Annotated in this window: 16 protein-coding genes; 4 read left to right on the plus strand and 12 right to left on the minus strand. The window is 58.4% G+C overall.

Annotated elements, in window-relative coordinates; translation table 11 throughout:
• Positions 1–12: 12 nt before the first annotated feature.
• Both C5J24_RS15800 and C5J24_RS15805 read right to left on the minus strand, forming a co-directional pair.
• Entirely contained in the window at positions 13–2,382 is a 2,370-nt protein-coding gene (locus C5J24_RS15800) for a tape measure protein (protein ID WP_105419188.1), read from the minus strand.
• A complete protein-coding gene (locus tag C5J24_RS15805; protein ID WP_105419190.1) occupies positions 2,382–2,582 on the minus strand; it encodes a hypothetical protein in 201 nt (66 codons plus the stop codon). The genes C5J24_RS15800 and C5J24_RS15805 overlap by 1 nt, the downstream gene beginning before the upstream one ends.
• Positions 2,583–2,665: 83 nt before the next feature.
• Here C5J24_RS15805 and C5J24_RS15810 point away from each other — a divergent pair, with 83 nt between their 5' ends.
• Positions 2,666–2,869: a KTSC domain-containing protein gene (locus tag C5J24_RS15810; RefSeq protein ID WP_105419192.1), complete on the plus strand. Its 204-nt coding sequence runs from the start codon at positions 2,666–2,668 to the stop codon at positions 2,867–2,869.
• 176 nt (positions 2,870–3,045) lie between these two features.
• A complete protein-coding gene (locus C5J24_RS31915) occupies positions 3,046–3,687 on the plus strand; it encodes a hypothetical protein (RefSeq protein WP_172724004.1) in 642 nt (213 codons plus the stop codon).
• Positions 3,688–3,690: 3 nt separating this feature from the next.
• On the opposite strand, the gene C5J24_RS15815 is transcribed toward C5J24_RS31915, so the two are convergent.
• From C5J24_RS15815 to C5J24_RS31925, 6 genes are all read right to left on the minus strand, one after another.
• A complete protein-coding gene (locus tag C5J24_RS15815; protein ID WP_172724005.1) occupies positions 3,691–4,068 on the minus strand; it encodes a hypothetical protein in 378 nt (125 codons plus the stop codon).
• Positions 4,069–4,165: 97 nt separating this feature from the next.
• Positions 4,166–4,321 (minus strand): hypothetical protein, encoded by a 156-nt coding sequence (locus tag C5J24_RS31920; protein WP_172724006.1) that lies wholly within the window; start codon positions 4,319–4,321, stop codon positions 4,166–4,168.
• Positions 4,318–5,034 (minus strand): HK97 family phage prohead protease, encoded by a 717-nt coding sequence (locus C5J24_RS15820; RefSeq protein ID WP_105419196.1) that lies wholly within the window; start codon positions 5,032–5,034, stop codon positions 4,318–4,320. The genes C5J24_RS31920 and C5J24_RS15820 overlap by 4 nt, the downstream gene beginning before the upstream one ends.
• Positions 5,031–5,615 (minus strand): hypothetical protein, encoded by a 585-nt coding sequence (locus C5J24_RS15825; RefSeq protein WP_105419198.1) that lies wholly within the window; start codon positions 5,613–5,615, stop codon positions 5,031–5,033. Before C5J24_RS15825 ends, C5J24_RS15820 begins: the two co-directional genes overlap by 4 nt.
• Positions 5,578–6,102 carry a hypothetical protein gene (locus tag C5J24_RS15830; RefSeq protein WP_105419200.1) on the minus strand — a complete coding sequence of 175 codons (525 nt, stop codon included), beginning with the start codon at positions 6,100–6,102 and terminating at the stop codon, positions 5,578–5,580. Before C5J24_RS15830 ends, C5J24_RS15825 begins: the two co-directional genes overlap by 38 nt.
• Positions 6,103–6,302: 200 nt before the next feature.
• On the minus strand, positions 6,303–7,916 hold the full coding sequence (locus C5J24_RS31925) for a hypothetical protein (RefSeq protein ID WP_172724007.1): 1,614 nt from the start codon (positions 7,914–7,916) through the stop codon (positions 6,303–6,305).
• Between the two features lie 364 nt (positions 7,917–8,280).
• Between C5J24_RS31925 and C5J24_RS15840 the strand changes: the two genes are divergently transcribed.
• Together C5J24_RS15840 and C5J24_RS31930 are read left to right on the plus strand one after the other, a co-directional pair.
• Positions 8,281–8,502, plus strand: coding sequence for a DUF982 domain-containing protein (locus C5J24_RS15840; protein ID WP_105419204.1), 222 nt, complete (start codon positions 8,281–8,283; stop codon positions 8,500–8,502).
• Positions 8,503–8,895: 393 nt separating this feature from the next.
• Positions 8,896–9,123 carry a ribbon-helix-helix protein, CopG family gene (locus tag C5J24_RS31930; protein ID WP_172724008.1) on the plus strand — a complete coding sequence of 76 codons (228 nt, stop codon included), beginning with the start codon at positions 8,896–8,898 and terminating at the stop codon, positions 9,121–9,123.
• Between the two features lie 1,849 nt (positions 9,124–10,972).
• Here the strand turns inward: C5J24_RS31930 and C5J24_RS15855 are convergent.
• The 4 genes from C5J24_RS15855 to C5J24_RS15870 all read right to left on the minus strand — a co-directional run bounded on the left by C5J24_RS15855 (position 10,973) and on the right by C5J24_RS15870 (position 14,387).
• Positions 10,973–12,307 carry a hypothetical protein gene (locus C5J24_RS15855; RefSeq protein ID WP_105419210.1) on the minus strand — a complete coding sequence of 445 codons (1,335 nt, stop codon included), beginning with the start codon at positions 12,305–12,307 and terminating at the stop codon, positions 10,973–10,975.
• A complete protein-coding gene (locus C5J24_RS15860; RefSeq protein ID WP_105419212.1) occupies positions 12,294–12,545 on the minus strand; it encodes a hypothetical protein in 252 nt (83 codons plus the stop codon). Before C5J24_RS15860 ends, C5J24_RS15855 begins: the two co-directional genes overlap by 14 nt.
• Positions 12,546–12,623: 78 nt before the next feature.
• On the minus strand, positions 12,624–12,833 hold the full coding sequence (locus C5J24_RS15865; RefSeq protein ID WP_105419214.1) for an AlpA family transcriptional regulator: 210 nt from the start codon (positions 12,831–12,833) through the stop codon (positions 12,624–12,626).
• Positions 12,834–13,145: 312 nt separating this feature from the next.
• Entirely contained in the window at positions 13,146–14,387 is a 1,242-nt protein-coding gene (locus tag C5J24_RS15870) for a site-specific integrase (protein WP_105419216.1), read from the minus strand.
• Positions 14,388–14,415 lie beyond the last annotated feature (28 nt).

The following is a 14,415-nucleotide window of genomic DNA, read 5'->3' on the forward strand; positions in this document are numbered from 1 at the left end:
GGCTGGCTCGACTCACCCGACATTAGCCGAGCGCTTCTGGCCGTACTTCGACATGCCGTAATCGAACTTGCCCTTCGACAAGGCCGACCCGGATGCGTTGACGGACTGGTTGACGATCGCTGGAGCAGTCGCCTGCACCACGGTCGCCGAGACTTGTGCCGACTCCCGCTGGACGAAAGCCTTCAGGTTGCCATCCTTGTCGACGCTGATCCTGACGTCGACGGGCTGATGGCCGCGCGCGCGGCTGCCGCCAAGAGACGGTAGCGTTGGCGCAGACCCGACATAGCCGCCGGCGGCGTAGCCCTGCAGCTTCCGCAGGTTTTCGACACCGATGCGCTTGGTGGACTCGGCGTCCATGACGTACTCGCCCTTATGGACGACGCCCGCCGGCTGGAACTTGCCGCCGTTGCCGGTGTAGCCGCCCTCGGAATAGAGGCCGATACCCGTTGGCATCGCTGATCCGCCACCGCCAAACAGGCTGGAGAAGATCGAACCAAGCCCGCCTCCAGACTTGCTGTCGAAGGCCGCATTCAGCGCGACATCGATCAGCTTGTCGATGACCTTGTCGAGCGCGCCTTCCAACGCCTCGGCGGCGCTCTTGCCCTGCCGCATATCGCTGATGAAGCCGGACAACGTCGACTTGGCCGTCGACTTGAAGTCTTCGGCGGCCTGCCTGATGTTGGCCTGCTTCTCGGCGAGTTTTTCGGCTTCGGCGGATGCCGTGGCGTAGCCGTTGGCGAGCCCCAGCATGGCTTCCGCCTGCTCGCGTGCTGCTGGCGACAGGCCTGCGAAGTTGCCGCTCAGAAGCTGAGTGACATCCTTCAATTCCTTGCCGGCCGCCAGGCCAGACTTCTGTGCCGCCGTCAGCAGGTCGTGCGCCGCGCTCGCGCGCTCGGACGCAAAGCCATAGTCATCGAGCAGCGGGTTGACGAGGGCCTGTGCCGCCGTCTCCGCCTGAAGCGCCGCGGTGCGCTCCTTGATCTGCTCGATTTCGCGGGCGTAGTCGGATTCGCCTTTGGAGCCTTTGCCGCCGCCGCTCGACTTGCCGACGGGGGGCTTGAAGTCGGCAATCGACACGGGACTGACTGCCACCGGACGACGCGCGCCACCACGGCTACTAGATCCGCCCATTTGCCCGTTGGTCGTGCTGTCGTCTGGCTGAGCGAAGCCGTCGGAAACCGCGCTGCCAGGAGGCAGGGTGGCCGGGAGGCTGGCCGCCAGTTCATGAATGGCCACAAGCCTGGTCTGCACTTCGGCCAGTCGCGCGAGTGCCGGCGCGTTGTCGATCTCTAGATTAGTATTGAGCGCGATCCGCTCCTGAAGAAGCTTTACCTCCTTCTCCAGCGCGCCGACCTCGTCCTTCGCCGCCTGCGCATTGACGTTGATGACGTTGCCGTCGGCATCGAGAACGCCGAGGCCCTCCGCAAGTTTCTTGAACACCGACGAATTGCCGACTTCGCCAAGGAAGGCGGTGAATTCTGATCGGGCCTGCCGCAATTTCTGAATGAGCCCAGAAACGTCGAAATTGTTGATAGCCCGTGCCGCTGTGTTGATAGCGCCCGCAAAATTCTGGCCAGCGCCCGTCGACTCGTCGAATTCCTTGACGGCTTTGATCAGCGAGGTCCTGAGGTTGGTCGTCGCGTGCTCGATCGTGAATACCGAGCCTGCAACCTTGTCCTGAAGCATGGGCGCGCCTGCTTCGAACGCACGGAAAAACGCCTCGGACGATACCTTGCCGCCCTTTACCAAGGCCGTGAGTTTGGCGACCGAGCCGCCGGCTTCCTTCAGTCCGGCAGCCGTCGCCTGCAGGACAGTAGGCAGACCGTCGATCAGGCTGCTGTACTCTTCCGCTTGGATGACACCGCCGCCGAGTGCTTGGCCGAGCTGCAAGAGTGCGCCACTCGCCGTCGTCGCGTCGGTACCGGCCACTCGTAGTGCCAAGGCGATATTGTCGGTAAAACCGGTAAGTTCCACCGTGGAAGCGCCAAGCTCTTTTTGGTTCTGCGCCACTCTCCCGTAGAGCGTTGCGAGCGTCTCGATCGGCGCTCCGTTGGCGAGTGCCGCCTTATTTAGAGACTGATAGACTTTCTCGAGTTCAGCGCCTGACAGGCCGGCTACCTTCAGGGAGTTGGTTACACGGGTGGCAGCATCAGAGAGGGCGCCCATGTCGCGGACGAGTTCATTCGCGGCAAAGGCGCCGGCGATGGCGACTCCGGACTTAATGAAGGCGCCGGAAATCGCGGTGCTGGATGCCAGGGCCTTCTTCTGGATTGCGCCGAGGCGCTGGTTGGTGATTCCCTGCGCACGCGCCATCGCCCGGTCAAACTTTGTGATGTCTGCTGAAAGCTGGACAACCAACTTTTCGAGATCCGCGACCGCCATCAGCGCACATCCCTGACAGCGGTCCAGATTTTCAGCACGGTCTGCGCCGAGATTGTTCTTCCGGTTTCGGCAGCCCAGACGGCCAGCGCCTGGGTGACCAGGCCATCGGCGACAATCACAGGCGGAACGTCTTTGTTCAGAAGCTGATGCGCGCAAGCGCGCGCCGCCGCGGAGGCGACGTCGAAATGATCGGGTTTCATGGAAATCCTTGTGGACGCGAACTTATCGCGATGGACTATTTTAGCGGGAATCGGTTAGATTCGGATCGGTAGGAGATGATGGGATGCCAATTCTAAGATCGTCGGCCATCCACCGCGCCGAATACAATGCGGGTAGCCGAACCTTGAGCATTTGGTTCGTCGAAAGCGGCGGTCCATATGACTACTATGGTGTTCCGGACGCGGTTTATAATGGCCTGATAAACGCCCGATCCGTCGGGACGTATTTCAATGACAACATCAGGGATCGCTACCGGTCGAACCGATAGCCGAGCGGGTGAGGCCGGCGCGTCTTGCTGCCACGGGGTTGCGTGGAATCTGATGTCGGCGTGTTGGTCCGCCATCAAAGTGATTAACCGCCACCTTCAAATTGACTAGTGGTTGTGCATTGAATAATTTGCTCGCCCATGTTGCTATGTCGCAGTCATAGCGATGGAGCGAGCTGATGTTGCAGGAAAACATCATCAAGATTTTTGTCCGGGTAGCCGGTATCGCAGGCATCGGCTTGGCAGTTTTTTTCGTTCTCTTCAGCGACACCTTGCAGGTTTTCAGCCGCCAAGAGTTCGACCTTGACCCGGACGCTGCCTATGTGCTTTTCGCTACCTGCTTGGTACTAACCTTTGGTATTGCGTGTTTGAGCATGGTTGCCTGGATGATGGGTAAAATCAATCCGCGGCACGTGGCCGGGCAATATGTTGCAATCACCGCATTCGTTCTAATGTTTTTTGGGGTCATGTATGCGGTCGCTTTCACACCCATAACAATCAACGATAGAACGCCGCGAAACGTTGAGGCCACAAAAAGCTCAACAACAACGTCATCTCCACCACCGATACCATCGGCGCCCTCACCTCCACCTTCATCTCCGGCACCGGTAAGGACGATCCAAACGGCATTAAATGTCTGTGTCGGGCAGCACAGTGGTGTGTGTGGCAGCGGCTGGATACATCTCCCATGTGGGTCCTCAGTGGAGGCCTGGGCAAGCCAAGCCTGCTTGTCGGCCGCAGTCACAAAACTGGGCGACACTGGAGGCAACCGGTGTGGATATTACCGCGCTCGAGTTGACTGTGTGAAGGCGCTCAACTGACAGCTAACAAAAATACTTGTCCGCCGGATCCTCAATTTCCGGTTCCGGCACCACGGCAAACCTCGATGACGCTGGAGTTGCACCCATCGAGCCAAGAACGCGCAGTAGCAGGGTCTGGCCTAGCACGCCGAGTTCGTCGGCTACCATGCGCGCCTGCAGGCAGGCCGCGATCGATGTGATGCCGCGGTGGCTTTTGTTGAGCCAAGGAAGCCGGATCCGGAAATCCTGCCAAGCGTCCGCCTCAAGCGGTTTGAGCCAGACGGGCGGCTCACCCAACGGCTCGGAAACCAGGGGCTCATAGCGCTCTCGGTACCGTTGCGGGTTCTTATAAATAGCCCCTGAGAGCCGGGCTTGTGCTAGTGGCTTACGCGGTGGTGCCATAGCTACCCCCCATGTTCTGATATGTGGAAATGCACGCGTTTGGGCCTCACCGCTCCGCGATCCGGAGGCCGTTTAGCGATTTCGATAGCCCGGGTGCCTACCTGGCGGCCATGACGACGCCCGTCAGCACGATCACGCCCCCAACGATGAACCCGGCAGGCAGGTAGATCATTCCGGCGCCGAACGAGATGGACGCAACCGCAAGCACGCCCGCGGCGTCGCGAGCCATGACCAAGAGCACAGGCCTGGTCATGGCGTCAGCCTCGCCAGCATGTCGATGAGGCGCTGGCATCGGGCTTGAACATTCGCGGAGAACTTATCACCGATAAACTTGTTCGATCGTGCGGCCATGAATAGCCACGGCTCTTCGGTGGCAAGGTCCACCACCACTGCGTTAGTGCCGGGCACCGCGCCCTCCGTCACCAACGACAATTCCTCAAGGACAGCCTTCGCCACGACGTCGACCCGGTTGCCGTCAACCGTGATCGTCTCGAAGTCGGTGAACTTTATACCGACGCTGACGCACGGGCGCTCTTGGCGGGTTATCGTGTTGTAGATGAGTTCCGCATCGGGATTGTCTTCGGAGAGCGGCATTCTAAACGCAAGCCCGTTTACCGGGTGGTGCTTTGAGGTCTCGGTGAACTCTAAACCATAGGCCGTCGATCCAACGTCCTTGGCATCGTTATGATCGAGCAGCAGGCGCTTCTTGCTGCCGTCGTAAATGCTGTCCCACAAGCAACCGGCCTTCAGAAAAACAAATCGGTCTCCCGCTCGAAACGCCTTGTCATAGATCGCTGCGAAGCCCTGAATCCCAGGTTTATCCAGAGCCTTTCCGGAATGGTCGCGGAACCGAGCCCTCGGCGTCGGCTGAGGTGCGGCTTGCCGATGTCCGCTGCGAGACCGGCTGAGGAAATCCTCGACGCTTCGCGGCCTGCCGCCGGGCACATAGATGGCCGGCCCCCTCATCGATAGTCGAGCTCCGCCGGCGTCTTGGCAATCAAGCCCATCTCGACGGCTTCGCGGAAGAAGCGGGCCATTGACGAATAGGGGTCGACCGGGCTTCCCAAGATCGACGGCGAAAAGAAGCCCAGCGACTCGACGGAGACCTCCTGATCTTCGAGCGCCTTTGTCAGACCATGACGGTCCAGGGCGGCGGTGTGGACGTTCCGCATGGCCTCCACAACGGCCCTGAGCTTATCCTTGTACGCAGGAGCGATACCCGAACGATACGCGCTCACAGCCCTGTGGCGCTCGACAGCAATCTGAGAGTCAAGCAGTTCTCCGGCCGAACGAAGAGCACGAATCTCGTTCGCCATAGCGGACAGCCGCTCGCGCTTGCTTGGGGGCGTCGGCGCCGGCGGCTGGCCGATCAACTCGGCAACGCGGCGGGATGCGGCCGTGTCGACCGCGCCGTCGAATTCGGGTTCGTCGTTACGCGCCAGGGCGAGCTGGTCAGCGATAGTTTGCGCCAGCGTCTGGCCGATTTCGGAGCGCTTGGCGGTTAGCTCGTCATGCCGCTTGGAATGACGCAGTTTTTCCAGTTTCATTGAAGGTCTCCACCAGTACCGCGAGCTCGCGGATACTGTTCAGTTGGAATTGATGGATGCGCGAGTTTGGCCCATTTTCGTCGCCGTATCGGACGACTGAGCGTTTGCCTGAGAGGCTTAGACACTCAAGCGCAATGCTATCGTCCGCGACGAGCAGGAAGCCGTCGTCGAGGTCTAAGTCAGCCAAGACTGGAGTTCTTGGCATGGTCTCGATGATCGCCCGTAACATCTCGCCAGCAGTTGCAGGAAGGTCTGCGGCATCGCGGAGCGGTAGCCGCCTCAGTGCGCGAACATGCGCCGGAGACGCCTGGATGCCATCTGAGGTTAGTCCTAAGATCACATCGGCGAGATGGTGAGGCTGGAGGTCGCCGCCAGACTTGCCGGGAAGCATTCCTGCTTCACGCAACTGGCGAAGGGTTTGGCGAACTTTTGAAATCGGTTGTGAAAATAGCCGGGCAATTTGCCCAAGGTGGCGCGATTCGCGCATGATGTTCTCCTCGTTCGGGTGCCCGCGCCGGAACTCGCAAGCTCGACGGCGCGGGCTTGGCAGGCGCGCAGGACGCTCGCGCCACGCCAATGGCTACGCAGCAATCCACTGGAGTTTGTCGTTCGGCTGCACGTAGACGTCATAGTCAGTGTTGGCCGGAACCAGAAAGCGGGTGCCGCTGGTGGCGTTCGGCGAAGCGCCTACGGAAACGTAGGAGTCGGCCGCAGCGCGAATGCGGAAGAGCGGCTGGCCTTCTGCGTCTCGGAGAGCGGGGGCGCTGTTCGATGTGGTGACACCAGTCGCCGGACCTTCAGACCAAGCGACCTTGCCGAGGATGGCCTCGGACGTTGAACGAGATATGGACGAACCTGCGAAACCGCAGACGACGTGAACGCCGGTAAAGGCCATGGTGATCTCCTTGTGCGGCGTCCGCACTTTGATGGGTGAAAAAAAGCCCGCCTCCGGGGCTGCCGGAAGCGGGTGAGTTTGGCGTCGGGGAGGCGCCTATACCTAAGGGGGTCAGAAACGGGTCGAAGTGGTACGCAGGCCGCGATTTTCTCTGAAATTCGCTTCAAAGCGTCCTCGACTACCTTCCTACCCATGCGATGGGCGGAAGATTCCGCATAGCCGCGCGAAAGCCCGATGGTCCGGAAACTGGCGTCCGATAGGACGGCTTCAACCAGATCGAGGTCGTCATAATCGATACCGGCCGCCTCGAACTGATCTGTGCGCTCTCTCTCCGAGAGTGCTTCATGCATCGGTGCGCTGGTCGCGCCCTCGCCAATACCGTTGCCTTCAGCGATGCCGGCAAGCCGCCCGTAATCCTTCGCAACTCCATCGGGCAGCCTGTTGATGGCGGGCATGACGGGAGTGTTCGCGCGCGCCGCGGCCAGGGTGTTGTCGTTGGCGATGGCCCGCGGTGTTCGGGGTGGCGGCGCGATAGAGCCTGGCGCATCGGGACGCTGGCTCGAAACATATGCTCCGGCGCCGCTAAGGTGGATGTATGTCCCGTTTTCCTCTGGCTGCCGCTCGACGTGCTTCGCGGTCTCCGAATCCTTATCGAACACTAGGCCGAGCGGGTCGGCGATATAGTCTGGCCGCCGCTTCCGGCCCTTGTCGTCGCCGTATACTATGAGCTTTCCGTCTTGGAATGTGAGGCCGATAAATTTCTTCCTATCGGTAGTGTCGGTGTAGCCGATACGATGCCAGCCGCCGCACAGTTCCCGAACGCCCGATTGAATCCCTGCTGCATATGCCCGAAGCAGCATCGGTACCGACGGCAAGATGCTCGCTTGGTTGTGGGTTCGTTCGAAGCCCTTGCCGCTGTTGCGCTCGGCGCCTTCCTCTGATGGGGCATTGTCATTTGCTGCGACGATGGGCGGACGCATGAGTTCGGCGACTTGCCGCAAGGTCGCCACGAGAGGCGACTTGTCCTTGACCAGCGCCCGGTCGATGCGATTGCCTTCGGTGCCGTGACTGGTCTCTGTACCGGCGGCGTCTCGTTCTGCGATCCATTCTGCGGATGGTCCGTCATTCTCGCGGCGGACAACGACCGTGTCGCCAGAGATTTCGTCGTGCCAGGGCGACCGCGTGCTCCTGCGGAGGATGTCTCGTGCAGGAGCCTTCTGCGGCTCGTTCGGGCGCACGTCTCTCCAATTATCGTTCGCTGGCGTGAGGTGCGGGTGATCCTCGTAGTACTCCGCCCGAAATAGATTGAGGCGCGACCACGTAATGCGCCTGCCACGCGTCTGATGTTCGATTGTCATGAAGTCCCCGATGGTTTCCGCCTGTGCGGATAGAGTTTCGCGGGCCATTCGGCCTCGTTCGGCGACGAGCACTGCTCGGAAAGAATGGTGAGCATATATGATTTTTACAAATTTGTCAAGATTGCACTTGCATTATATTGGCGAATAGTATAAGTGGCGCGCCCGTTTTTTGATTTCAGAAAATCAAAGATTCAGAAATTGTGCCCGCGTGAGGGGATCGCGGGTTGGGCGATCCGGAGGCCGTTTAGCGATTTCGATAGCCCCGGGGCGCGGTATTAGGATTGCGAATTTTGCGGATGAGCGTTTTCTGCGTGGTCGCCGGTACGCTAACGGACGAACCTAGCTCCTGACATTCCCCTCCCTTGTCGGGGAAACTCAGCGCTCCATCTCCAATTCGGCCTAGGAGGGCAGGATGGCGGCAAAGATGTGGGACAGCCCGGTTTGCGTTGGAGATGATCTGATCTTCGGACCGTTTCAGGCGCATCAGTTTCTAAAGTCCAGGCGCAAGCATCACCACGATCCGAGCCTTGCCGCTGCGGAGGCCGCGATACGCGCAGCACTCGACGGGCGCGTTACCGTCGGTGAGGCGCGCGAACGATTTCAGGCGGCATTGAACTCCGCGAAACTGAGCTGATTTGAGCAAAAAAACGTAACGTTTTCTCGTGCGCGCGTTGCGCACGCGGGCGAGGCTTCGAGTCGCGAAGTGGTTAGAAATTTCCCACCGTCAGTAAAAAAGCCCGAGTATATGGGAGGTCCCCTTCAGGAAGAGGACCGAGTGACGTGGTGCACTATTGTGAAAAAATTAACCTATTCGTCTTAGCATGTCGGTACTCACAGGAGTACCAACTATGAGCGATCGAATTTTGCGTATTGCGGGCGCCTTGCTTACTTTGCTCGCTGTCATGGAGCTCGTCCCACCATTTGATCGGTGGCTGCCACTCGGCGGCAACAATGCCACTCAAATGGCAATCGTCCTTGGACTTGCGGCCGCGGTCGCAGAGATGTTCAGTATATGGAGGAATCGCTGATGGCTGTTCAAAACCGGATCTCCGTTTCCTTTAGCGATGAGGAATACGTCGTATTAGAGCGATTGTCTGCTCACACCCATAAAAGTAAAGCCGAGTTGATCCGCACAATCGTGAGCGAGTATCTTCGCGAGCATCCAAACCGTTTTCGAAGAAATACCTCGGTTGGAATTGATCGAGCAGAAAATTTGCTGCTCTCAGATCCAACGGCACTGCCGAAGAAACGGTAATTTAATGGCGCTGTCGAGCCGGGTATTTCGCTTTGGCCATGGCCGCTCCTCATAGAAAAAACTGTATTAGGACTAAAACTCGACTGCCCCACCGCTCCAGCCGGTCGCGGCTGGGGAGATTGAGGGTGCCCCGGGAGGGGCAGTTGCCCATACACAAAAAATTGCTGCTCCTCTTGCGCTATTCGCTCGCGACAACCATCTGTTGTCACGAGTCGGAACAGCCGCGCATGAGGGGGCCACCTGGCTGTGTAAACTGGAAACACCCTCAAAAAGTCTGGCGGGCGACACGCGGTTCACCAAGGACTTCGCCCAGAGATTAGGAGATGCGTATGAACGCTTCTTTGGTTCTCGAAGCCAGCCAGTCGACGAAGTCGATTCGGGTTAAGGTTGATTTCAAGATCAGCCTGGCTTTGATCCTCGCCTTCTTCGGCTTGTAATGCAGAAGCCCTCCTGCGAAAGCAGGAGGGCTTTCTGATTCTGAAGCTTCCTGTGGATAACGATGCCGTTCAGCGACGAAATTCGGCTGATTTTTAGTCAGCCGACGACACAGAAATATCAGCAAGTTAGGCGGAAATGCTGGCGTTCGGTTGGCAAAAACGGTCTAGACCCGGTTGACACGTGGGATGTGACGGGCTACCAACGTTCTTAACAATCCCTTAATCCCGTATTGCGACTCAAAACGAATCGTGCAAATAAAAAGCACGCCGAGTGTTTCGGCGTGCTTTTGTACGTTTGCTTCGGTCGCCTAGCAGGCCAAGCTCCCAATGCGGTAGTGTGAACAACTCCGTAAGTAGCGCGCGAAGGCTTATTTGACAAGCTAGGAGAAAGGGCCATTCAAAAATGGCTACCAAAACCACTCCCCGCGGACGCGACTCCGGAAGCGGCCAATTCATCCCCGTCAAGGAAGCAATCAAGCATCCTAAGACGACCACGGTTGAACGGGTTCCTAAGCCCGGTTATGGCGACACCAAGAAGAAGTAATGAGACTGGCCGGCGCGAATGCCGGCCTTTTCACTTTGAGGCCGCAGCTGAGACTAGACCCAATAGGTCAATACCCGCGCGAGCCAAGATAATCGCGATCGTTATCAGACCTACCGTGTAAACGGCGTTGGCGACGATCGATGTCAATACAGCTGGCCAGAAGGTGCCCCGGACGGCCTCCCGCAAGATCCTTGGTTCTTCCTCCGAAATGACCGAGTCGGCGTAGGCTGTCATAACCTGAGCGGCACTGTTGCGGGCGCTTTGTATTTGGCCAGGAGTCCATGTGGCATGGTACGCCTTTAGGTCATCCGCAGATGGCGGTCTCCCAAAAGTGCCTCGAAACTCAGTTGCCCATTCTCGCTTGGCATTCTTGTAAATTCCGTAGGCAACTATCCCGACGATATCTGACATGCCGTCGGCGCTTTCACCAACAAATTTCGCAAACACTCGGTTATAGTCTTGGATGGGAAGCGTGGCCGGATCGGTAGACGTGTCCGTCATTTCTTTTTTTGGTCCGCGTGGAGGAACTTGCCCGAAACTTCACGTAGCTTCGTGTTCGCCGCGGTGCGGGCGGTTTCGAAAACCTTCCCATCCATCGCGCGCACAACGAATTGTCCGTCCTTCGACGAGCGCTCGCTAAATGCTCCGCTTTTAGAACCGGCACCGGACTTCGGTGAGATGGTGTAGTACTTCCCGGGTGGAGGCGCTTTAGGCGGAAGTGGCGGTTTAAATGACATGCTTTGGTTCCATTTTTCTATACGTGTGGTGAACGCCGCTCGTATTCAATACGGCGATGAGATCACGTTCACGACTGCCCCGCAAGGTCATCAGCTCGAGACCGTCGGCGATGTCTAGGAGGCGGCCGGGTTCATGCTGCCACCTGTTCGTCATCTTCCGCCGTTCCGATCTTCGAAGCCCACCCTAATCGAGGCGTACGGTTCACGACATCGTCAAATCGCGGGACATTTCGTGGGCCTGTCGACGAAGAAATCCATGGCTTGTGCACGGAAACAAACTGACCGTAGTGCGTAAGCATCAATTCGACGTGCTTACCGACAAGAACATCAGCGTCGTCGATCGCGGCCAGATCCACTGCCTGCAAAAGCATTTGTAAATCTATCGCGCCGCGTTCCTGTTCCCCATGGTCGGGGCTATCACACATGATGAAGTGCTCGACCTCGTCGCCATCCTGCGTTTGATACCAAACAGTCAGTATGGTGGCGCCATCGTCCTCGCATCTTTCCACCTCGGTTCGCACGATTGTGCCTGTGGCCGGCTTATCCGGGTAGATGGTGAAATCTGGCTTGGCTGGCTCTGGCTCGGGGTTGGTGGCCGGCGTGGCGGGCGCCTTAGGTGTGGCGTTGGCCTTAGCCTTAGTGATGGCCGCGCCTTTGGCATCGATGTGGATCAAAGGCAGGTCTTCTTGCCAACGCTCACCTTTCAGCCAGTTCGCAGGTTCCGGAATCCACTTCTTGTCGACGCCATGTTTTTTATAGTGCGCAGCCCAATCGCCGGCCACTTCAATGATGATGTCGACGTCAGTGAGGATCTTTTCCCACTCGGCCCGGGCCTTCTTGATCCCATGCTTGCGCGGCCAGACTTTCCAGAACTCAGAGAATCCATCTCCCTCTCCCTCCGGGCTGCCCGCGACGGTGGCCGTAAGGCCAGCCGAGAGCGGCGGCGTAGCCGGCTCGGAGAACTCATTACCCACTACATGTGACCCGGTCCGTAGGCCGGGTCCAGTAAGTGGGTCTTCGTTCGGAGTTTTCTGAATACTATCAGCCGTTGCGTTCTGGTTTTCCCGAACGCATGTGTTCAGGTTTTCCCGAACGCTAGAATTATCCTCGGTAGCGTTCGGGGTTTTCTGAACACTACGGGCTTTCTCCCATACAGGAACATAGCGGCTCGCCCTGCGGCCGGCGCCCTTCTCCTGGGTGAGGTAGCCCCAGGCGACGAGGTCGTTGAGCGCTGCGTGAACGTCGCCGGTGAATAGGCCCACGCCAAAAGGATCGCGCTCTTTCACGGTCGCGACTACGTGCCTGACACTGGCGAGGGCATCGCCGTACTTCGTATGGTACCAGTCGAGAATGAACCCAAAAACGAGGATGTGTTTCCGCTTGGCTCTCTTGTCGTATGGGAGGATGGTCATGAGCCGGAACTTGGCCTCGAGGCTCTCAGGCTTCGGGGACTTAGTGTCCTGCATGGCTGGTCGCTCCAAGCGCCGCCAGGGCGAGTTCGGTAAGGCGGGCGGCAAGCGGCTTGGAGAAGGTCGCAGCGCGTCTGTGGCCGGCCTGTGGGGCGTACAGCAAGTGCTCTCCGTCAGGCTGACGAACGAGGCGCAGACCATATAGGCGAACGTGCTCGTTGAGCTCGACGTCGACGAAGGCGACGCAGGCGCGGTCGCCGGTTTCCTTGGTCGGATGGGCGTATAGAATACGCATTTTTTCTCCTGTTAACGCGCACTACGGCGCGCCCGCCGGCGGCGCCGGCAGGTTGTCACTTGTTGGTGATGTTTGAAGCTAGGCGACGCGGGCTGCGATCTTTGCATGTATCCAAGCGACAACCTCGACGCGGACGAAGGCGACCCGTCGATCGCCGAGTTCGACGGCGACTGGAAACCTGCCCTCGGCACGGTAACGGTTGAGCATCGTCCTCGACATGCTGGTTAAACGGCAGGCATCTTTCAAGCTAATCAACGCATAGTTGTCATTGTCTGCAGTCGGAATCATGGTGGTCTCCTCTGATGCGCGCGGAACGGAATCCGGGCGTCGATTGACTATTGGGAATTTTCGAGAAGTTCGGTGTGCCGGCGCGCCGTGGCCGGGTTGATCGTCAACCGACGCTCTCGCGCCACCTCTTCGTGAGGCTTAACGGCGGGTTTTCCCCGCGGCTATGCGGGCACCACCCCGCGTGTCGATTACCACCACAGTTGATCGACCACCCAATATGTAGTGCATAGCGACCATTCTGGCCACTAATTTATCTTCTGCAGGTTGTAATAAATTGTTTGACACCATTTGTAAAAAGTCGAGGAAATAGCCTCACCCGCAACAATGCTGGGACCAAACCTGCATCAGTTGGCGGCGCTTTTCGAGCGCGTCTCCGCGCCGATAAGCTTGCTCGACGGCATTGCCGACCTTGTGACCGAGTGCCATTTCTGCGATCTCGCGAGGCTGGTCGGTGCAGTCGCCGGCAAAGTCACGGAACGCCGACCTGAAGCCATGCATCGTAATGCCGGGCTGATTCTTACCTACCCAGTTCGGCATCGCCATGATGGAAAATGCCTCACCGTTTTCAACGAAAACGTGGCCCTCGCCTGCTTCTGGCAACGCTGCTACTGCCTCATCGGTAAGAGGAACGACAAGTTCCTTTCCGGTTTTGGTACGATCCGGCGGAATGGTCCAAAGCTTTTGAGCGAGATCGAACTCCGACCAATCGGCAAGTCGCGCCTCCCCGCTTCTAACAGCAGTCAGAACAACAAACTTGATCAGCCGCTCCAAAGCCCCGTCGCCCAAGCCTGCCACGAACGCAGGAACATTCTTGTAGCTCAGCGCTGCATGGTTTGAACCGGTGACGCGACTGGCCTTGACCAGTATGTGCTCCAAGTGGCCGCTCCACCTGGCCGGGTTGTCCCCTGTGCGCAATCGTTTGGCAGTCGCAAAGTCCAGTACCGCTTCGATCTTCCCGCGGACCCGTTGTCCCGTCGCCGGTTTCTTTTCCCATAGCGGTCTAAGCGCAGTCTCAATCAAATCTGTGTCGATGTCGCCTATCGACCGCCCGCCTAGGCTTGCAGCATGTTCGTAGAGATGCCGTTCCCATTCCTTTCTGGTATGAGCCTGCCAATCGTCTCTGTCGGCAATGAACTTTTCTGCGATCTTTCGGAACGTTCGGTCGCCGTCCTTTCGGACTGATTTCTCCGCGTGCGGATCTCGACCGTCAGCGAGCATGGCACGCAGTTCGTCTGCTTTGCGGCGAGCGATCGCGAGCGACACAGGTGCTATACCGGCAAAGCCCCCCAGCCCGATCTCACGCCGTTTTCCGGCTCGTGTGTAGATGAAGAACCATGACTTGCTGCCGGCCGCATGCATGCGCAGATACAAGCCAGCACCGTCGGCGTAAACGCCCGGATCTTTGATCGCTTTGATTTTTGTGTCAGTCAGCCGGTTCGCTACCATAATCTCTACCATAAAGGATACGGTTGCCAATATGGATGCAGCGGACAGAATGCGCAACAAAAAAGCCCGGTTTCCCAGGCTTCTAATCAAAAAGACATATTGAATCAATGTCAGCCAAGCGCCGCAAGGGCGCTTT

Origin of the sequence: Neorhizobium sp. T25_27, from assembly GCF_002968565.1 — a bacterium.
Taxonomy (GTDB): domain Bacteria; phylum Pseudomonadota; class Alphaproteobacteria; order Rhizobiales; family Rhizobiaceae; genus Neorhizobium; species Neorhizobium tomejilense.